Here is a 19,198-nt window from a genome sequence, read left to right on the forward strand (position 1 = left end):
CTCGTCTCGACCCTGTGACGTCGACAGGATAGCAGGTCGCGGCCGGACGCCCAACCGTCTCGTCCCGCAGGTTTCGCGCCGCTGCGGCTCTCTCGGCCCCCCTGCCAAGCCCCGCGTTCGAGGTCAGATCCGGTCCGAGCCGGTCCGAGCCGGTCACGATCACTCTAGGGCAGAAGCTCGAGGATCGTATTGTTGATCCTCCAGCCGTTGTAATGCAGCGGAACCAGCTTGTGGCCGTGTAATCCGCGGATCCGTCGCGCCGCGGCGCCGACGTCGAACACGATGATCGGCCGCGCCGCGCGCAATGCCAGCGAGAGGGTGTAGGAATAGGTTTCCGGCCAGACGGAAGGCAGGAAGATGACGTCGATATCGAGGGCATCGATGGTTTCGAGAACGGTCGCATTGTCGTAGGGTCCGGTTATCGTGATCCCGGCCTGCGCCGCCCTGTCGTCGTTCTCGGTATAGCCGATGACGACGAACTCGACGGGCAGACCGCGCAGCCGGGCGTCAGTCGCGCAGTCGATGAGTTTCTCGAAACCCTTGATGGCGGAGATGGCGCCGAGAACGCCGACGCGCAGGATGCGGGAACCGGGACGCGGTCGCTTGAGCAGCGGCATCGGCATGACATCGTCGTGCGGCCGGATCTGGAAGCCGATATCGGGAAAGTAGCCGCGCAGTCGCCTGGCCACGTCCTCATCGGGTACGACCACGGCCTGCGCTCCGGCGAGCAGTTCATGGTAATCGGCCCGCCACGCCCGGATGTCGGGCACGCCGAACTCGGTCGGACTGGCCTGCAAACAGGTTTGGCAGGCAGAGTCACCCGGCTCCCCGCAGTAGATGCCCTTGGTGTCGATGAGGTTCACACGCGGGCAGATGCCGAAATAGTCGTGCACGACGACGCGCCACGGCCGCTGCAGGTGTCTGAGGAGATTTGTCACGCTCGAGGCCGGACGAGCGCCGAAATCCATGATGTGGTGGACGTGGACCTCCGTGATCGCCAGATCGTCCGCCAGGTGTTGCAGCAGCTGCAGGTCGAGCCCGGTGTGGAGCGCCGAAAGCATCGGCATCTTCGCGACATGCGCGCCGACGATATCGAAACGGTCATGGAACCTCGGATCGGCCACGGCACGGAAGACGCCATATCCTGCCGCCTCCAGGCGGCGCATCTCCTCGCGCACGTGCTGCTCCGTACCGCCTCCGCGAATATGGCTGACGAGCAGCACGTTCTGGGCGCGGCACGCACGTCGCAAGCGCTCCCGGTCGATCTGCTCGCGCGCGTTTCGCAGTGGATCCGCCTTGAGGAAGGCCTGCACCTCGGTCTGATAGTGCGGATGCCGCTCGTCGATGACCCGCATGGCGTGCTCGATCCGCTCCCGCCGCTCTTCGCGGAACGACGTCGCACCGAGGTGCCGGACGAAGACATTCGGGGCGGCGACGTTCTTCCAACCAGCATCGATCGCGCGCAGCGAAAAGTCGTTCTCCTCGCCGTAACCTGTCCCGAATGCCTCCGCATCGAAATAGCCTATCCTGTCGATGAGCTCCCGCTTGATGTACATGCAGAAGCCGATGGCGGTCGGCAGCTCGATAGGCTCTCCCGCATTCACTGAGGCGGCGATGCGGTCGATCTCCGCGTAGGGAACCTCGAGCGGCCGGTCGTTGTCTTCGTTGAAGAAGGGATAAGAGCAGACCGTCCCGTTGTTCGTCAGGGGCGTCACGGTGCCGAAGCGCGCATCCGCCTGCGCGGCCTTCCGCAAGCGGTCGATCCAGTCGCCGAACACTTCCGTGTCGGAGTTCAGCAGGATGACGTCACGGGCCGGGTGAAGCTGCATCGCCTTGTTGACGGACCTGACGAAGCCTTCGTTCACAGGGTTCCTGATCAGCCGGATGTAGCCCTTCTTGGCGAGGAGCTTGAGGATGTCCGACAGATCCTCTTCCGGTGAGCAATCGTCGACAACGACGACGCAGGAGGCCGTCCCGTTGGCGGCCGAGAGCACGCGGTAGAGACAGGTGATGGTCTCGCACTTGCCGCGATAAACGGGGATGATGACATCGACGGCCGCGCGTGCGGTCCAGCCGAAGAGGTGCTGCATCGCGCCGGGGCGTGGCAGAGCCAGGATCTTGCGCAGGTAGTGGTCGGCATCGTGGTCGCTGCCGGCAAAACGGGGCTCTTCGGGCCCCGGCGGCAGGGGCACGCCGCGCCGCCGCTCCACCTGGCCATAGCATACGAAATGCTCCAGCGCCGGCATGCCGCCAGCCGCCACGTCCGGATTGGCAGCGAGATAGCCGGCCGGATTGAACATGTCGCTGGCGCTGCGGCCCTCCCGGAGCCCGAAGGTGACGAAATGTCGGAAAGGCTCGCCTCCCCAGCCCGCGATATCCGGGTTCTTCCTGAGGTAGACGGGATAAGAGAACCACGGCGTCGGGCTCATACGCCGCCAGCGGCCGACGAGCAGGAAATGCAGCAGAGCCTCCATCGTGATGAGGGATCGGCCGGGGAAATGCTGCTGGTAATACGCCGGATCGAAGAACTGGATCGGCACCACGGTCACATTGCCGCGCAGCAGGTCCTGCATTCCGGAAAGCCGTCCGGCCCGATCGGGCGCCCGATGGAAGTGGACGCTGCAGAGCCAGCGGCCATATTTCTCGAGGATGAGCCCGCTGAGCGTGATCGCGATGCCGTGTCCGACGACCGGCACACGGTGCAGGAGATTGACGGACAGGAAAGCGCCGTAGCCGAGGGCACCCACGAGTTTCCGCCGGATAAGGAGGTAGGCCCATTGCGCCCCGTATTGTCCGGCTCGAAAGAAGAGAACCCGGAAGGCATGCGCCAGATAGAGGCATGCGGCGTTGATTTTTGTCGCACAGGCCAAGATGAGACTGTCCAGATCCGAGGCAAATCCGTTTCTGCCCGTCTGTTGGCGAACGCCATGTGTCAGCCTGGAAACAATCTGCTGCATCTGAAAATTCCACCGTGATTAAAGAAAAAGACGCAATGCATGAAAGGAAAGAGGGTGTTGGGCACGCGGAGAAAGCCTCTCCCTGCAGCGATTCCTTGCCGCCGAACGGGCGCTGGGGCCGACGGCATGCGGTTGCGGCCGACACCAACCTGATGGTATGCGCGCCGGGGGCAAATTCGACTCACCAGCGACTGGCGAACCCGGCCAAGAGGCTGACATATCACGCAGGAGCGGCGGCTTTGGGCAGGAAGGATGGGGAGGCGGGAGCTTGCGCCGCCGCCGCCATGGCGCATGATGTCCGCTCCATGGGAGCGGCTGCGACGGAGGCACGACAATGGCACCGCGCCTGCCCGACCTTGCCAAGCGATCGCTGAAAACGGCCCTCGACGACCTCGGCCATGTCATGGAACGCGTTCATACCCATGCGCTCAAGCAGCGCATGAGCCCGGACGCGTTCCGTGCGACCGTGGCCGGACTCGGCTTCTCCTCCATGCGTGAGTTCTGCGACCGCACAGGCTTGCCGGAGAGCACCATCGAGAGCTGGCTGCGCTTCGGCCTGTCCCACGATGCGGCCCAGCTCCTCAACGCCATGATGAGCTACCGTAACCGCGTCAAGGAAGCGATCGAGGCCGCCGACAGTGCGACGAACGCCGGCATTGCCGATTTCTTCGAGGAACGGCGGCTGCCCTGAAGTCTTTGCTGCGCTGCACAAAACGACCGGCGCAGCGCCTGAAAGTCTTGACCCGCGCGCAACGGGGATGGCACATCCCCCCGTCGGCATCTTTCCGCTGCCCTTCGCGGGCTTCCGGCTGGATGACGACCGGGCCGGATGAGAAGGGCGCCCGTCGGCAACGACGTCGCCGGCTCCCGTCCCGGCAGCGGGAGTCCTCCCGCATGCCGGCCCGAGAGGGACTCACGACCTTGTGAACGGCCCTGTCCGGCGCGCTGGCACGCCGGGAGGGGTGGCCGGATGCGGTCAATCGAAGGTGGGAACGACGCACTCGCATGAAACTGGCGCTCATCACCCTGCTACCGTTTCTCGGAGCCGTCTTCCCCGTCTTCTCCATTCGATCCGGCCGTAATGCATGCGCCAGTCTCGCGGGGGCGTTCACGCTCGCCGCGCTCGTGCTGCTCCTGACCGAGGTGCCCGCCGTCTACCGGGGCGAGGTACCGGCCTGGAGCGTCGAGTGGCTGGCGCCGGTCGGTCTGCGCTTCTCCTTCTTCGTCGACGGCCTCGGCCTGTTCTTCGCCGCGCTCATCCTCGGCATCGGCCTGCTCATCATCCTCTACGCCCGCTTCTATCTCGACCGCCGGGATCCGATGGGCGTGTTCTATACCTATCTCCTGCTGTTCCAGGGCGCCATGGTCGGCATCGCCTTGTCGAACAACATCCTGATGATGCTTGTGTTCTGGGAGCTCACCTCGCTCTCGTCGTTCCTGCTCATCGGCTACTGGCGGCACTTGCCCGAAGCGCGCCAGGGCGCCCGCATGGCGCTGGCGGTGACCGGCGGCGGCGGGCTATGCCTCATCGCCGGCATGCTCATCCTCGGCCAGATCGCCGGCAGCTACGAGCTCACGGAGATCCTCGCGCGCGGCGAGATCATCAAGGCATCTCCGCTCTACGGCCCGGCGTTGGTGCTGATCCTCCTCGGCGCCTTCACGAAGTCGGCACAGTTTCCCTTCCATTTCTGGCTGCCCCACGCCATGGCGGCGCCGACGCCGGTCTCCGCCTACCTGCACTCGGCCACCATGGTGAAGGCGGGCGTCTTCCTGCTGGCGCGCCTGTGGCCGGCGCTCGCCGGCACCGACATGTGGTTCCTCACAGTCACGTCGGCGGGCCTCGTCACCATGATCGTCGGAGCCTGGATCGCCATCTTCAAGGACGATCTCAAGGCCCTGCTTGCTTTCTCCACCGTCAGCCACCTCGGCCTCATGGTGATGCTGCTCGGCTTCGGCACACCCATGGCAGCCATCGCCTGCGCCTTCCACATCCTCAACCATGCCACCTTCAAGGCGCCGCTTTTCATGAGCGCCGGCATTGTCGACCACGAGGCGCACACACGCGACATCCGTCGCCTCGGCGGTCTCATGACGCTGATGCCGATCACCGCTACGCTCGCCCTCGTCGCCGCCGCGTCCATGGCGGGCATCCCGCTCCTCAACGGCTTCCTGTCAAAGGAGATGATGCTGGAGGAGGCGTCGCACACCGCCTACGCCGGCACGGCCTGGCTCGTCCCCGCGCTGGCCACGCTCGGCGCGCTCCTTTCGGTCGCCTATTCGGCCCGCTTCGCCATCCGCACCTTCCTCGGCCCCGTCCGGGACGACTATCCGCACCACCCGCACGATCCGCCCTTCGGCATGTGGCTGCCGGTCGCCGTGCTCGTCGTCCCGGTCGTCGCCATCGGCCTTCTGCCGGCCATCGCCGAGCCCGTCGTCATCCGCACGGCGACGGCGATCGTCGGCGGGCCGCTGCCGGAGTTCCACCTTGCCCTCTGGCACGGCCTGACGCCCGCGCTCTTCATGAGCCTCGTCGCGATCGCCGGCGGCGCGGCACTCTTCGCGGCTTTCGACGCCGCCAACAGCCTGCGCCTCTCGCTGCCGCGGCCGGAAGCCAAGCGCCTGTTCGACAGGACGATCGGCGCGCTCGTCCTCGCCTCGCGCCGCTTCATCGACGCCTCGCACGCCGGGTCGCTGCAAGCCTATGCGGGCGCCACCATCGTCGCTGTCGTCACCGTTGGCCTCGTCGCCTTCTTCGATGCGCCGCACGGCGCCGGCGAGCGAGTGCCCATGGCGGTCAACCTGCCGGCCGTCATCGCCTGGGCCGTCCTTCTCGGGGCGGCGCTCGCCATCGTCCTGCGCCATGCGGACCGACTGCTGACGCTCGTCCTCACCAGCGTCATCGGCCTCATCGTTTCGCTTGCCTTCCTGCAGTTCTCGGCACCCGATCTCGCCCTGACGCAGATCTCCGTCGAGGTGGTGACCACGATCCTGCTGCTGCTCGCGCTCAACCTCCTGCCGAAGAAAACGGTGCTCGAGAAGGGCCTCGGCGTGCACCTGCGCGACGGGGCAATCGCCCTCGTCGCCGGACTTGGCATCGCCGGCATCGCCTATGCCGTGATGACGCGGGACTTCACCACCATCTCCGATTTTCACATCGCCCAGTCGAAGCCCGGTGGCGGCGGCACGAACGTGGTGAACGTGACACTGGTCGACTTCCGCGGCTTCGACACTTTCGGTGAGATCATCGTGCTCGGCATCGCCGCCCTGACGATCTTCGCCCTGCTCGACAACGCGCTGCGCGGAGCAGCGGCCCGCCGCCTGGATGCCATGCGGCAGGGCGAAGAAGGCAAGGACGCGCACCCGCTCATCCTCGTCGTCGCCACGCGCGTGCTGCTGCCGCTCGCCCTCACCGTCGCCGCTTACATATTCCTGCGCGGTCACAACCAGCCCGGCGGCGGCTTCATCGCCGGCCTGATCGTCGCCATCGCCTATATCATGCAGTACATCGCCAGCGGCTACACCTTCGCGGCCGACCGCGCCCGGGTGGACGCCCAGGCCATGATCGGCGCCGGCATCATCGTCGCCGGCCTTACCGGCATCGGCGCGTGGCTCTTCGGCGCGCCTTTCCTCACGAGCACCTTCGGCTATGTGCACCTGCCCGTCGTCGGCGAGTTCGAGCTTGCCTCCGCCATGGGCTTCGACACCGGCGTCTTCCTCACCGTGGTCGGCGCCGTGATGCTGTCGCTCGCGCAGATCTCCCGCGTCGAGCAGCGGGCCGAGCGCGAGCCGGTGCCGGAGGGGCCCATGGACATCAAGCTGAAGCCGGAGGAGATGCCTCTGCCGGTGCCGGCCGCCACGGAAGGAGCGGGCGAATGAGCATGGAATTTCTCCTCGCCAGCGCCATCGGCACGCTCACGGCGGCGGGCGTCTACATGACTCTCAGGGCGCGCACCTTCCCGGTCATCATCGGGCTCGCTCTCCTCTCCTATGCGGTGAACCTCTTTCTCTTCGCGATGGGCCGGCTCGTGGTGGACAAGCCGCCGATCATCCACCCCCTCGCCACCACCTATACGGATCCGTTGCCGCAGGCGCTGGTGCTGACCGCCATCGTCATCTCCTTCGGTATGACGGCGCTCATTGTCGTCCTGGCCTTGCGCAGCTTCCTCGAGACGGGATCGGACAACGTCGCCATGCGAGAGATGAACGAAGGCGCGAATATCGAATCCCGTGGCGGGGAGGCGTCCCGATGAGCCACTGGATCGTCGCCCCCACCCTGCTGCCGGCGTTGACCGCCGCCTATCTCATCCTGTTCGCGCGCAACGACATCTTCCACCAGCGCATTGTCTCGATCGCCGCGACGCTGATGCTCGTCCTCCTCACCTTCGGCCTCTACCAGCTGGCCGGCGATGGCGAATCGCGTGCCTATCTGCTCGGCAATTGGCCGGCACCCTTCGGCATCGTGCAAGTGCTCGACAGGCTGTCGGCCATGATGCTCCTGCTGACGGCCTGTCTCGCCTTCATCGTCGTCGTCTACGCCATTCACGGCTGGGATCGCCGCGGCCGCTATTTTCACGCCCTCTTCCAGTTTCAGCTGCTCGGCATCAACGGCGCCTTCCTGACCGGCGACTTCTTCAACCTCTTCGTCTTCTTCGAAGTGATGCTGATCGCCTCCTACGGCCTCATGCTGCACGGCGGCGGGCCGCGCCGGCTCAAGGCCGGCTTCCAGTACGTCACCATCAACCTCATCGGCTCGACGCTCTTCCTCTTCGCCGTCGGCATCATTTATTCGGTCACCGGCACGCTCAACATGGCGGATCTGGCCGTGAAGGCCGGCCAAGTTGCCGCGGGAGACATCGCGCTTCTTCGCACTGGCGCGCTCCTGCTGTTCATGGTCTTCGCCATCAAGGCGGCACTGGTGCCGCTGCACTGGTGGCTGCCGACGACCTATGCCGCCGCCTCGGCGCCGGTCGCCGCGCTCTTCGCCATCATGACCAAGGTCGGCGCCTATTCCGTCCTGCGCATGTACGGCCTCGTCTTCGGTACCGATGCCGGGCCGTTGGCTCTCGTCGCGGCACCTTGGGTTATTCCCGCCGCCATCGTCACCCTGGCCATCGGCGCCATCGGCGTCCTCGCCAGCCGCACGCTTCTCGACCTCGTCTGCTTTGCCGTCGTCGCCTCGATGGGCACGCTGTTGATCGCCGTCGGCCTCTTCGACCAGGTCGGCGTCGCCGCCGCCCTCTACTACCTCCTGCACAGCACCCTCGCCGGCGCGGCGCTCTTCCTCCTTGTTGATCTCATCGCCGTCCGGCGCGGTCGGGCGCGCGACCGGCTGAATGCCGCTCCCCCCTTCCCGCGCGACTCCGTCTATGGCGGGCTGTTCTTCCTCGCGGCCATAGCCATGGTCGGCTTGCCGCCCTTGTCGGGCTTTCTCGGCAAGCTGCTCATCCTCGACGCGACGCGCGAGACCGCCCATGCTGGCCTGATCTGGACCATCGTGCTCGGTAGTAGCTTCATCATGCTCGTCGGCTTCGCCCGGGCCGGCAGCGTGCTCTTTTGGAAGAGCGCCGCCCAGCCGCCGCAGGAGCAAGAGGATGAGCCGAAGCGCCGGGCGCTGCCGACGATGGCCGCCGGCGCCCTCGTCGCCGGCATGATCCTGCTGTCGGTCTTCGCCGCGCCCGTCTCCCGTGCCGTCACGGAGACGGCGCAGCAGGCGCTCGACACGCGCGCCTATGTCGAGGCGGTTCTCGGCACCATCAAGACCGCCCGCGCGACGGGACTTTGAGCCATGCGCAAGATCCTCGTCCCCCATCCCATCCTGACCTTGTTCATCACGCTCGTCTGGCTGCTGCTCGCCAATGACTTCTCGGCCGGCCACGTGGTGCTCGGGCTGATTCTCGGCATCGGCATTCCCCAGATCACCAGCGTCTACTGGCCGGAGCGACCGAAGATCGGCGCGCCGCTCGTGATCGTCGAATACGTGCTGGTCGTGCTGTGGGATATCATCGTCTCCAATGTGCAGGTCGCCCGGCTCGTCCTCTTCCACCGGGGCGACGCCCTGCGCTCCACCTTCATAACCGTTCCGCTCGAGCTCACGGCACCAGAGGCGATCACAACGCTCGCCGGCACCATCACCATGACGCCGGGCACGGTCAGTACCGACCTGTCCGCCGACGGGCGGGCGCTGCTCGTCCACTGCCTCGATGTCGACGACCCGGCCGGCACCGTGGCCCAGATCAAGGCCCGCTACGAGGCCCGGCTGAAGAGGATCTTCGAATGATCACGCTCGCCTGCCAGATCGCGCTCGTCGCCATCGGGCTTTCGGTGGTGCTCAACGTCTACCGCATCGTCGCAGGGCCCGACGTGCTCGACCGCATCCTCGCCCTCGACACCATGGTGATCAACGCCATCGCGCTCATCGTCGTCATCGCCATGCTGTTCGAGGCGCCGACCTATTTCGAGGCAGCGCTGCTCTTCGCCATGGTCGGCTTTCTCACGACGGTGTCGTTCTGCAAGTACCTGCTGCGCGGCAACGTGATCGAATGACCCCCGGCAAGGGACGGACCGATGCCCATCGTCGCTGAATTCCTCATCGCCGCCCTCATCGTCGTCGGCGCCTTCTTCCTGCTCGTCGGTTCCTTCGCGCTCGCCAAGCTGCCGGACATGATGCGCCGCCTGCACGGCCCCACCAAGGCGACGACTCTCGGCGTCGGCTCCATCCTCATCGCCTCGATGGCCTATGCGGCGGTGGTGCGCGGCACCCTGTCCATTCACGAACTGCTCATCACGCTCTTCCTCTTCCTGACGGCACCGGTGACAGCCTTCATGGTCGCCAAGGCGCATATCCTGCGAGACAGGCGCGAGCGCGCAAAGCTGCCGCCCACCGGCAGCGAGAAGGGGTGGGCGACACTCGACCCCTCCCCGGGCTCGACGGACGAGCTAGCTGGCTTCGAGCGCAAGTAAGGACAACCACGGGCCATCTCTTTCATAGATGGCAGGGATCGTCGAAAACCATTTTTCCTGATGGATGGCATGGCGCTATCGTTCGTCCATTCCCGAGTGAACGGACCGATATCATGCAGCGCCTCCACCTCACGCACCCTGTCATCCAGGCCCCGATGGCGGGCGGCGGCGACACGCCCGCCCTCGTCGCGGCAGTAAGCGAGGCCGGCGGCCTCGGCACGATCGGCGCCGCCTATCTGTCGCCGCAGCAAATCCTCGATGCGGCCGCCGCCGTGCGTGCGGCGACGACGCGTCCCTTCGGCATCAACCTGTTCGCGCCCCTGCCTGCGCCGCAGACCCCAGCCGAGGCGGAAGCAGCGGTTGCCGCCGTCGCTCCCTTCTGTGAGGAACTGGCGCTGCCCGCCCCCGCGATGCCGAACGCTCCCGGCAAGACCTTTGCCGAGCAGGTGGAGGCGGTGCTGGAAAGCGGCGCGGGTCTCTTCAGCGTCACCTTTGGCCTGCCCGGCGCGGATGTTGTGGCGGCCGTCAAGGCGAAGGGCATGCTCTTTGCGGCGACGGCGACGACTGTCGAGGAGGCTCTGGCCGTTGAGGCCGCCGGCGCCGATATCGTCGTCGCCCAGGGCAGCGAGGCCGGCGGCCATCGCGGCACCTTCGCCGCGCCTTTCGAGCGCGCCATGATCGGCACCATGGCGCTCGTACCGCAGGTGGCCGACGTAGTGTCGATCCCTGTCGTCGCCTCCGGCGGCATCATGGACGGGCGCGGCATCGCGGCGGCCCTGGCGCTCGGGGCCAGCGCCGTGCAGATGGGAACCGCCTTCCTGACCTGCGCCGAGGCCGGGATCCCCGAGGCCTATCGCGAGGCCATTCTCTCGGCGAAGGAGGATGCCACAAGGGTGACCCGCGCCTTCTCTGGCCGGCCGGCCCGCGGCATCGCCAACCGGTTCATGGAGACGATCGACGCCAAGGGTGCGATCCTCCCCTTCCCGCTGCAGAACGCCCTGACACGGCCGATGCGCACCGCCGCCGCCAAGGCGGGGCGCTCCGAATACCTCTCGCTCTGGGCGGGCCAGGGCGTGCGCCTCGCCCGCCGCCAGGGCGCGGCGGAGCTCATGGCCCGGCTGGCCGCCGAGACAGCCGAGGCCATCGCGAGGCTCTCCAGCCGCAAGGCCTGATCAGGACGCGGCGTGGATGAGCCGGCCGGCTGCATAGGTGGCGCGGACGGCCCGATCGTCGCCAAGCGTCATGAGCACGAACAGCTCCTGCTCGAGGTTGCCGTCGATGCGGGCCATGCGGTTCGCCATCACCGGCGTCGCGTGTGCATCGAGCACCACCAGATCGGCGAAGGCCCCTGGCTCCAGCGTGCCGATCTCGCCGGCGAGGCCGAGTGCCGCCGCATTGCCGGCGGTCGCGAGGTGGAAGGCTTCCAGCGCGCTCCAGTTGCGGCCGAGGAGCTGCTGTACCTTGTAGCCCTCGGCGAGGGTGCGCAGCATGGAGAAGCTCGTGCCGCCACCGACATCGGTCGCCACCGCGACCCGCATGGCCGGCGCCTCGCGCGCCTGTCCCATGTCGAAGAGGCCGCTGCCGATGAAGAGGTTGGATGTCGGGCAGAAGACGGCGACCGAGCCGGTCTCGGCCATGCGCCGCCGCTCGGCCTCGGTGAGATGGATGCAGTGGCCGAAGAGGCTGCGCTCACCGGTGAGACCGAAACGATCGTAGACGTCGAGATAGCCGGCGGCCTCGGGAAAGAGCCGGCGCACCGTCTCGATCTCGGCGCGGTTCTCCGACAGATGCGTCTGCACGAGAAGATCGGGGTGCTCCCGCTTCAGCGTCCCGGCGGCCGCGAGCTGCTCCGGCGTCGAGGTGATAGCGAAGCGCGGCGTGATGGCGACGCGCTGGCGGCCGCGCCCATGCCAGCGCTCGATCAGCACCTTCGTCTCGTCATATCCGCTTTGCGCCGTATCCGTGAGCGCCGGCGGCGCATTGCGATCCATCATCACCTTGCCGCCGAGCATGCCCATGCCGCGCCGCTCGGCCTCGGTGAAATAGGCGTCCGCTGAAACGGGATGCACCGAGCAGAAGGCGAGCGCCGTCGTCGTGCCGTTGCGGGCGAGTTCGTCGAAGAAGAACGCCGCCTGCTCGGCCGCATGCGCGGCATCGGCGAAACGCTGCTCCTCGACGAAAGTGTATTTCTGAAGCCATTCGAGCAGTTGCGCACCGTAGGAGGCGATGACCTGCGTCTGCGGGAAATGGATGTGCGGATCGATGAACCCGGGCAGGACGAGCCCGTCCGGGTAATGATCGACCGGCGTATCGGCCGGCAGCGTCGCGAGAAGCGGGCCCGCCTCGCCGACGGCTGCAATGCGGCCGTCCCGCGCCAGCACCAGGCCATCGGCGAGATAGCGATAGCTCGCCCCGTCCGCCGCCCCGAGCGGCGGCGCAAGGAAAGTGAGGACGCGACCGCGCACGGCGCGCCAGGCGGGATCGGCCATGGCCGGAAGCTCCATTGTTCGTGCCGATCAGATTGACGCCGGCCGCTACCGGCGTCAAAGCCGTTCACGGGGGCGGATCAGTTGCCTTCTTCGGGCAGGCGCGGCAGCGGCAGCACCTCGATACCCTCCTCGTGAAGGGAACGCACTTCCTCGAGCGAGGCATCGCCGTAGATGGCGCGCTCCTCCGTCTCGCCCGCATGGATGCGCCGGGCCTCGTCGGGGAAGCGTTCGCCGACGTTCTCGGCGTTCTCCACGACGTGACGGCGCACCGCGCGCAGGAAGGCCCGCATCTGCTGCTCCTTTTCCGACAGGAGCGCAACGGGCGCCGGGCCGGGCGGGCCGGCCGCCGGGGGCGGCGAAGGCGCCGTCCGGCCCTTGTCGGTGCGCTTCACAGCGGGCGCCATGATCGCCTTCGCCACCTTCGTGGAGCCGCAGTGCGGGCAGGCGACAAACCCGCCGGCGAGAAGCTTCTCGTAGGCCGCGCTGTCGGGGAACCAGCTGTCGAAGGCATGGTCCTTGTCGCAGACGAGGTCGTAGCGGATCATTTCACGCTCACTCCGGCGTCCGGACCGCGCGCTTCACGCCACGAGTAGCGGGTCGAGCCCGCCGCGGGCGTCGAGCGCATAGAGGTCGTCGCAGCCGCCGATATGCTGCTCGCCGATGAAGATCTGCGGCACGGTGGTGCGCCCGTCCGCCCGCTCGATCATCTCCTCGCGCAGCTCGCTGCGGCCGGTGATCTCGATCTCCTCGAACGGCACCCCCTTGCGCTGCAGCAGATCTTTGGCGGCGCTGCAATAGGGGCACCAGGACTTGGTATAGATGACGATGGGAGCCATACTCCTGCCTTACCTTCACGCGCGCCGGCCCGCGGCGCCTTTCCTGTCATATAGGGGTCATTCCCCGCCGACGACAACTCGCGCGAAGGCGAGCACGTCGACCCGCCGCGCTCCGGCACGCAGCAGCGCGCGGCTCGCCGCATTGGCCGTGGCCCCCGTGGTCAGCACGTCGTCGACGAGGACCACCGACCGGCCTTCGACCGCCACGCGCCGCTCCGGCGGCACCGCGAAGGCGCCCTGCAGGTTGCCCGCCCGCTGCGGCCGCGTGAGGCCCGCCTGCGGCCGCGTACGCTTGACGCGGCGCAGCGCCTCGGCCTCCCACGGCACGCCGGCGTGGTGGGAGACCACGCGGGCGAGCGCCGCCGCCTGGTTGAACCGTCGCGAGAAGAGCCGCGTGCGGTGCAGCGGCACGGGCAGAAGAACCTCTGCCTCGGCCAGGATCTCGCCACCCGCCCGCACCATCATGCGGCCCATGGCTTCGGCGAGGTCCATCCGGTCGCCGTATTTCAGCCGGTGCACCATCTCGCGCGCCGCGCCGTCGAACCGGGCGACCGCCCGCGCCCGGCCGAAGACGGGCGGGTCGGCAATAGCCGCCGGCGACAGGAGCGAGCCGCCAATGTCCACGGCGAAGGGCGTGCCGAGCCGCTCGCAGAACGGCCGCTCGATGAAGGCGAGGCCGCCCCAGCAGCGGGAACAGAGCGCGTGCGCCTCGGCCGTCGCCGCCCCGCAGGCGACACAGCGCGGCGGATAGAGGAGGTCCGCCAGCATCGTCCCGACCCGCCGGACGGAGCGCCGCAGGCGGACCGCGAGGGGCGAGCCAGCGATCTGGCTCATGGACGAACGGCCGGCGGAAAGCTTTGACCTTGCCGGCACAACGGCCCATAAGGCCGCAACGGATCACGCGCCATGACAAAGCCCCCCCAGATCTTCGACCGCCGGCAGCAGCGGCTGCGCCTGACGCGCGCCGAGCGCCTCGGCTATGCCGATTTCCTGCTGGCGCAGGTCTGCGACGAGCTTGCCGAACGGCTCGCGGCCGTCAAGCGCAGCTTTTCGCGCGCCCTCGACCTCGGCTCCCCGCACTGCGGCGCCGTCGCGACGCTCGCGGCAAGCGGCCAGGTCGAGCACGTCCTGCGCGCCGCCCCGGTTTTGTATCTTTCCCGCCCCGCCCTCTCCGGCGCGGCCGCGGTGGTGGCGGACGAGGAACTCGTCCCCTTCGCGCCGAAGAGCTTCGACCTCGTCGTCTCGCTGCTTGCGCTGCACGGCGTCAACGACCTGCCCGGCACGCTCGCACAGATCCGCCGCTGCCTCGTCGACGACGGGCTGTTCATCGGCTGCCTGTTCGGCGGCGGCACGCTGAGCGAGCTGCGCGCCGCCTTCGCGACGGCCGAGGCGGAGATCGAGGGCGGCGTCAGTCCGCGCGTCGCCCCCTTCGCCGATTTGCGCGATGTCGGCGCGCTCCTGCAGCGTGCCGGCCTTGCCCTGCCGGTGACGGATGTCGACACGCTCACCGTGCGCTACGACAACGCTTTCGCGCTGATGCGCGACCTCCGGGCCATGGGCCTCACCAATACGCTGGCCGAGCGGCGTCGCACGCCCCTGCGGCGGGCGACCCTGATGCGCGCCGCTGCCATCTATGCCGAGCGTTTCGCCATGGCTGACGGGCGCATCCCGGCGACCTTCGACATCGTCTGGCTATCGGGCTGGGCGCCTCACGAGAGCCAGCAGAAGCCGCTGCGGCCCGGCTCGGCGAAGATGCGCCTCGCCGACGCGCTCAAGGGGCTGGAGCCGCCCGGAGAAGGCAAGGACGACTGAGCTCCCCGTGAAGCGGCGCATATGTCTAGCAGCAAGGGTCTTGCCAACGGCCGGCGGCTCACGTCTCATTCCCAGGAAACCGGCTTCGGAACGAGTTCCCGCCCGGGACGGGAGGAGGCGATGCACCCCTTCACCTTCAGCACGGCGAAAACGGTCGTCTTCGGGGCCGGCAGCATTGCCCAGATCGGCGACATCGCCCGCGACCAGCTCGGCGCGCGCGTCATTCTCGTCACCGACCGAGGCATCGTCGACGCGAAGCTGCACGAAGGTGCGCTCGCGTCCCTGGCGGCGGCGGGCATCGCCGTGACCATCTTCGACGGTGTGATGGCCGACCCGCCCGAGAAGGTGGTGCTCGCTGCGGCCGAACAGGCGCGGCGCGAAGGGGTGCAAGGGGTCATCGGCTTCGGCGGCGGCTCGTCCATGGACGTCGCCAAACTCGTGGCGCTGCTCGCCCGCGGCGAGGAGGAGCTCTCCTCGATCTACGGCGTCGGCCAGGTCAGGGGGCCGCGCCTGCCGCTGATGCTGGTACCGACGACGGCGGGCACTGGCTCCGAGGTGACGCCGATCTCCATCGTCACCACCGGCGAAGCGGAGAAGAAGGGCGTCGTCTCGCCCGTCCTCCTGCCGGACATCGCCCTGCTCGACCCGGAGCTCACCTATGCGCTGCCGCATCACGTGACGGCGGCGACGGGGATCGATGCCATGGTGCACGCCATCGAGGCCTATACCTCGGCGAGCGCCAACAACAATCCCGTCTCGCGCCTGCTCGCCAAGGAGGCGCTGAGGCTCCTCGGCGGCGACATCCGCTCGGCCGTGCGCGAGGGCACGCATGTGGAGGCGCGCGCCAACATGCTGCTCGGCGCCATGTTCGCCGGCCAGGCCTTTGCCAATTCGCCGGTCGCAGCCGTGCACGCCCTCGCCTATCCGGTCGGCGGCCATTACCATGTGCCGCACGGCCTCTCGAATGCGCTGGTGCTGCCGCACGTGCTGCGCTTCAACGCCGAGACCTGCGGCCGCGCCTATGCCGAGATCGCCCCATGCGCCTTTCCCTGGCTCGCCGAGGTGCCCGTGGCACGGCGGGCCGAGGCCTTCGTCGAGGCACTCACGCACCTGTGCGAGGAGGTCGGCCTCGCCCAACGCCTGCGCGACGTCGGCATCCCGCGGGAGGATCTCGCCCGGCTGGCGCATGACGCGATGAAGCAGACCCGCCTGCTCGTCAACAACCCGCGTCCCCTCAGCGAGGCCGACGCCCTCTCCATCTACGAGGCCGCCTGGTGAACCATTATCCGCCCGCGCCGGCCAAGGCCCGGCGGACGCGGCCCGGCCGCGCGGCCTATCGCCACTTCCACCCCATCGAGACGCGCTGGCACGACAACGACGCCTACGGCCACGTCAACAACGTGGTCTACTACGGCTATCTCGACACGGCGGTGAACCGCTTCCTCATCGAGAACGGCCTCATCGACATCGCCACGAGCCCGCACGTCTTCCTCGTCGCGGAAACCGGCCTCACCTATTTCGCGAGCACCGCCTATCCTGACACGCTCGAGGTCGGACTCGCCGTCTCCCGCCTCGGCCGCTCGTCCGTCACTTACGACGTCGCCGTGTTCCGCGCCGGCGCGGACGAGGCCGTGGCGCGCGGCCACTTCGTCCATGTCTATGTGGAACGAGACAGCCAGAGGCCTGTGGAAATCTCGGACAAGATCAGGATGGCGCTGCAGAAATTAGCCAGCCATTAAACAGCGACTAACATTTAGACGCGGATGGGCGGCAATAGCCGCCCATCCTCTAATGTTCAGGCTGCACGGTGACTGCCGTAGCGCTGTCGCGCAACATCGGCACTTCCAGGATGCAACTTGCCGGTATTTACTTCAGAAATCCGACCGCCATTGACGTCGTAATCAGCGGCGATTCGACTTTGCAATTCACCTGCCTGAATTCGCAGATGGATTTGAACTGCGTCTTCAAACGTTAACTTATAACTGGGCCTACGTGCCGTCATATAGCCTGTCCTTATATGAGGCCCATAGGGGGTTGACAGCGAACGCGAACACACGCAGTGTGCGTACGTGATCACATCAAGTTGCCCCAACAGGGCCGCTTCATTCAAGGCTCGCTCCGTTGCAGCGGAGCGAGCCTTCCCTTTTCGCGATATGGAATCGCTCTGATAATAATCAGATCGACTCGGAAACCTGTCAAGGTTCCGCTCGACTTTCCCGTTCTGGGAAAGTTCTCATCGCAATACCTTGGTAGGCTGGTTGCACTTCGATTGAGCGCTTTCGTTCATAAGAACGCGGCTAGGGTGTTGGATTAGAAGCGCATTTTTGCGCAGAGCCCTCAACGCATTCGCTCGCAAAAAGCAAAATGTGCAGATTGTGGATAGATTGGATAATCCAAAATCCGCTTGTAGCTTTTGAGACACATCGCCGAAAACTATAGCCGGCAAATCTAAGCGCGCTCACATTAGCGCAATCAGATGCGGGATCAGCGGCTCGTCGGCCGGCGGCATGGGATAGTCGCGCAAGCGGTTCGGCATCACCCATTTGAGCGCCTGCCCCTCGCGCGACATGGGCGTGCCCTCCCAGCGCCGGCAGACGTAGAGCGGCATCAGGAGATGAAAGCTCTCGTAGGCGTGGCTCGCGAATGTGAGCGGGGCGAGGCACGGCTCCGCGACGGTGATGCCGAGTTCCTCGTGAAGCTCGCGGATCAGCGTCTCCTCCGGCCGCTCGCCGGGCTCCACCTTGCCTCCGGGGAACTCCCACAGGCCGGCGAGTTGCTTGCCCTCGGGCCGCTGGGCGATGAGCACGCGCCCGTCGACGTCGATGATGGCGCAGGCGGCGACGAGGACGAGCTTCATGCCCCGCGCCTCACGAGCGGTAGTCGCCGTTGATGGCGACATAGTCCTTCGTCAGGTCGCAGGTCCACACCGTCGCCTTGCCGCGGCCGAGGCCGAGATCGACCCGGATGGCGATCTCCTCGCCCTGCATGTAGGCGGAGGTGGCGGCCTCGTCATAGGCGGGATCGCGCGCCCCTTCATGCGCCACGCGGATGTTGCCGAAGAAGATGGCGAGCCTATCGCGCTCGGCCGGCTCGCCGGCCTTGCCCACGGCCATGACGATACGGCCCCAGTTGGCGTCCTCGCCGGCCACCGCCGTCTTCACCAGCGGCGAATTGGCGATTGAGAAGGCGATGCGCCGGGCCGAGGCGGCGCTGACCGCCCCCTCGACGGTGACGGCGACGAACTTGCGCGCGCCCTCGCCGTCCCGCGCCACCTGCTGGGCGAGATCGAGCAGGAGCTCGCCGAGCGCCTTGCGGAAGGCGGCGAGCCTGCGATCACCTGCCTCGTCGATGCGGGGCGCGCCGCGCTTCGCCGCCGCGCCGGTGGCGAACAGCATCAAGGTGTCGGAGGTCGAGGTGTCACCGTCCACCGTCACCGCGTTGAAGGTGCCTTCGACACCGCGCGCCAGGAGGCGCTGCAGGACGGGCGCGGCGATCGGTGCATCGGTGACGACGAAGGACAGCATGGTCGCCATATCCGGCGCGATCATGCCCGCCCCCTTGGCGATGCCGTTGATGGTCACCGGCACGCCACCGAGATTGACCGTGCGCGTCGCCACCTTCGGAAAGGTGTCCGTGGTCATGATGGCGCGGGCCGCCTCGATCCACGGCCCGCCCGCGGCACGTTTCACGCAGTCGGCCAGCACGCCCTCGAACTTCGTCGCATCGAGCGGTTCGCCGATGACACCGGTGGAGGCGAGAAACACCTCCTCCGGACGGCAACCGGCGGCAGCGGCGGCGATCTTCGCCGTCAGAGCCACCGCGTCGCGCCCTTTCATGCCGGTGAAGGCATTGGCATTGCCGGAATTGACTACGAGGGCCCGCGCCGTACCGGCAGCCAGGTGCTCCCGGCACCAGTCGACCGCGGCCGACGGGCATTTGGAGCGGGTGAAGACGCCCGCCGCCGTCGTACCCTCGTCGAACACCGCCATCAGCACATCGGTGCGGTTCTTGTAGCGGATGCCGGCCGCGGCGGTCGCGAAGCGCACGCCCTCGACGGCGGGCATGTCAGGCACGGATTTCGGAGCAAGCGGGGAGACGGTAGTGGACATCGGATGCCTCGGGATGCCCTTGTGCGGTGCCCTCT

General features: G+C 67.3%; 19 protein-coding genes. 11 read left to right on the plus strand and 8 right to left on the minus strand.

Annotated elements, in window-relative coordinates; all coding sequences use genetic code 11:
* Positions 1–164: 164 nt before the first annotated feature.
* A complete protein-coding gene (locus P2T65_RS06730; protein ID WP_157672334.1) occupies positions 165–2,747 on the minus strand; it encodes a glycosyltransferase in 2,583 nt (860 codons plus the stop codon).
* A gap of 544 nt (positions 2,748–3,291) precedes the next feature.
* Between P2T65_RS06730 and P2T65_RS06735 the strand changes: the two genes are divergently transcribed.
* The 8 genes from P2T65_RS06735 (at position 3,292) to P2T65_RS06770 (ending at position 11,089) form a co-directional block, all read left to right on the plus strand.
* Positions 3,292–3,648 (plus strand): hypothetical protein, encoded by a 357-nt coding sequence (locus tag P2T65_RS06735; RefSeq protein ID WP_055459466.1) that lies wholly within the window; start codon positions 3,292–3,294, stop codon positions 3,646–3,648.
* Positions 3,649–3,962: 314 nt separating this feature from the next.
* Positions 3,963–6,833, plus strand: a complete 2,871-nt coding sequence (locus P2T65_RS06740; protein WP_071923046.1) for a monovalent cation/H+ antiporter subunit A — start codon at positions 3,963–3,965, stop codon at positions 6,831–6,833.
* A gap of 2 nt (positions 6,834–6,835) precedes the next feature.
* Positions 6,836–7,207 (plus strand): Na+/H+ antiporter subunit C, encoded by a 372-nt coding sequence (locus P2T65_RS06745; protein ID WP_055459468.1) that lies wholly within the window; start codon positions 6,836–6,838, stop codon positions 7,205–7,207.
* Positions 7,204–8,739 (plus strand): monovalent cation/H+ antiporter subunit D, encoded by a 1,536-nt coding sequence (locus tag P2T65_RS06750; RefSeq protein WP_055459469.1) that lies wholly within the window; start codon positions 7,204–7,206, stop codon positions 8,737–8,739. The genes P2T65_RS06745 and P2T65_RS06750 overlap by 4 nt, the downstream gene beginning before the upstream one ends.
* Before the next feature lie 3 nt (positions 8,740–8,742).
* Positions 8,743–9,234, plus strand: a complete 492-nt coding sequence (locus tag P2T65_RS06755) for a Na+/H+ antiporter subunit E (RefSeq protein WP_055459470.1) — start codon at positions 8,743–8,745, stop codon at positions 9,232–9,234.
* The gene (locus P2T65_RS06760) at positions 9,231–9,500 is read left to right on the plus strand and encodes a K+/H+ antiporter subunit F (RefSeq protein WP_055459471.1); all 270 of its coding nucleotides are present in this window, start codon (positions 9,231–9,233) and stop codon (positions 9,498–9,500) included. The genes P2T65_RS06755 and P2T65_RS06760 overlap by 4 nt, the downstream gene beginning before the upstream one ends.
* A 21-nt stretch (positions 9,501–9,521) precedes the next feature.
* Entirely contained in the window at positions 9,522–9,917 is a 396-nt protein-coding gene (locus P2T65_RS06765) for a Na+/H+ antiporter subunit G (RefSeq protein ID WP_055459472.1), read from the plus strand.
* Positions 9,918–10,030: 113 nt separating this feature from the next.
* A complete protein-coding gene (locus tag P2T65_RS06770) occupies positions 10,031–11,089 on the plus strand; it encodes a nitronate monooxygenase (protein WP_276199461.1) in 1,059 nt (352 codons plus the stop codon).
* On the opposite strand, the gene guaD is transcribed toward P2T65_RS06770, so the two are convergent.
* The 4 genes from guaD to P2T65_RS06790 form a co-directional block, all read right to left on the minus strand.
* Positions 11,090–12,406: a guanine deaminase gene (gene guaD, locus P2T65_RS06775; protein ID WP_276199462.1), complete on the minus strand. Its 1,317-nt coding sequence runs from the start codon at positions 12,404–12,406 to the stop codon at positions 11,090–11,092.
* 77 nt (positions 12,407–12,483) lie between these two features.
* Positions 12,484–12,951, minus strand: a complete 468-nt coding sequence (locus P2T65_RS06780; RefSeq protein ID WP_276199463.1) for a DUF1178 family protein — start codon at positions 12,949–12,951, stop codon at positions 12,484–12,486.
* Positions 12,952–12,984: 33 nt separating this feature from the next.
* Positions 12,985–13,242, minus strand: a complete 258-nt coding sequence (gene grxC, locus P2T65_RS06785) for a glutaredoxin 3 (protein ID WP_063186730.1) — start codon at positions 13,240–13,242, stop codon at positions 12,985–12,987.
* 57 nt (positions 13,243–13,299) lie between these two features.
* Complete coding sequence (locus tag P2T65_RS06790; protein ID WP_063186732.1) at positions 13,300–14,076, minus strand: ComF family protein; 777 nt, start codon at positions 14,074–14,076, stop codon at positions 13,300–13,302.
* 72 nt (positions 14,077–14,148) lie between these two features.
* Between P2T65_RS06790 and P2T65_RS06795 the strand changes: the two genes are divergently transcribed.
* The 3 genes from P2T65_RS06795 (at position 14,149) to P2T65_RS06805 (ending at position 16,793) form a co-directional block, all read left to right on the plus strand.
* A complete protein-coding gene (locus P2T65_RS06795) occupies positions 14,149–15,054 on the plus strand; it encodes a methyltransferase domain-containing protein (RefSeq protein WP_055459476.1) in 906 nt (301 codons plus the stop codon).
* Positions 15,055–15,174: 120 nt separating this feature from the next.
* Complete coding sequence (locus tag P2T65_RS06800) at positions 15,175–16,332, plus strand: iron-containing alcohol dehydrogenase (protein ID WP_063186735.1); 1,158 nt, start codon at positions 15,175–15,177, stop codon at positions 16,330–16,332.
* The gene (locus P2T65_RS06805; RefSeq protein WP_055459478.1) at positions 16,329–16,793 is read left to right on the plus strand and encodes a thioesterase family protein; all 465 of its coding nucleotides are present in this window, start codon (positions 16,329–16,331) and stop codon (positions 16,791–16,793) included. Before P2T65_RS06800 ends, P2T65_RS06805 begins: the two co-directional genes overlap by 4 nt.
* A 56-nt stretch (positions 16,794–16,849) precedes the next feature.
* Here the strand turns inward: P2T65_RS06805 and P2T65_RS06810 are convergent, their stop codons facing one another.
* The 3 genes from P2T65_RS06810 to argJ all read right to left on the minus strand — a co-directional run bounded on the left by P2T65_RS06810 (position 16,850) and on the right by argJ (position 19,163).
* Complete coding sequence (locus P2T65_RS06810) at positions 16,850–17,056, minus strand: hypothetical protein (protein ID WP_071923050.1); 207 nt, start codon at positions 17,054–17,056, stop codon at positions 16,850–16,852.
* A gap of 456 nt (positions 17,057–17,512) precedes the next feature.
* Entirely contained in the window at positions 17,513–17,911 is a 399-nt protein-coding gene (gene mutT / locus P2T65_RS06815) for an 8-oxo-dGTP diphosphatase MutT (RefSeq protein WP_276199464.1), read from the minus strand.
* A 10-nt stretch (positions 17,912–17,921) separates the two neighbouring features.
* Positions 17,922–19,163, minus strand: coding sequence for a bifunctional glutamate N-acetyltransferase/amino-acid acetyltransferase ArgJ (gene argJ / locus P2T65_RS06820; RefSeq protein WP_276199465.1), 1,242 nt, complete (start codon positions 19,161–19,163; stop codon positions 17,922–17,924).
* Between the last annotated feature and the right edge of the window lie 35 nt (positions 19,164–19,198).

It is taken from the genome of Chelatococcus sp. XZ-Ab1, from assembly GCF_029309855.1.
Lineage (GTDB): Bacteria > Pseudomonadota > Alphaproteobacteria > Rhizobiales > Beijerinckiaceae > Chelatococcus_A > Chelatococcus_A sambhunathii.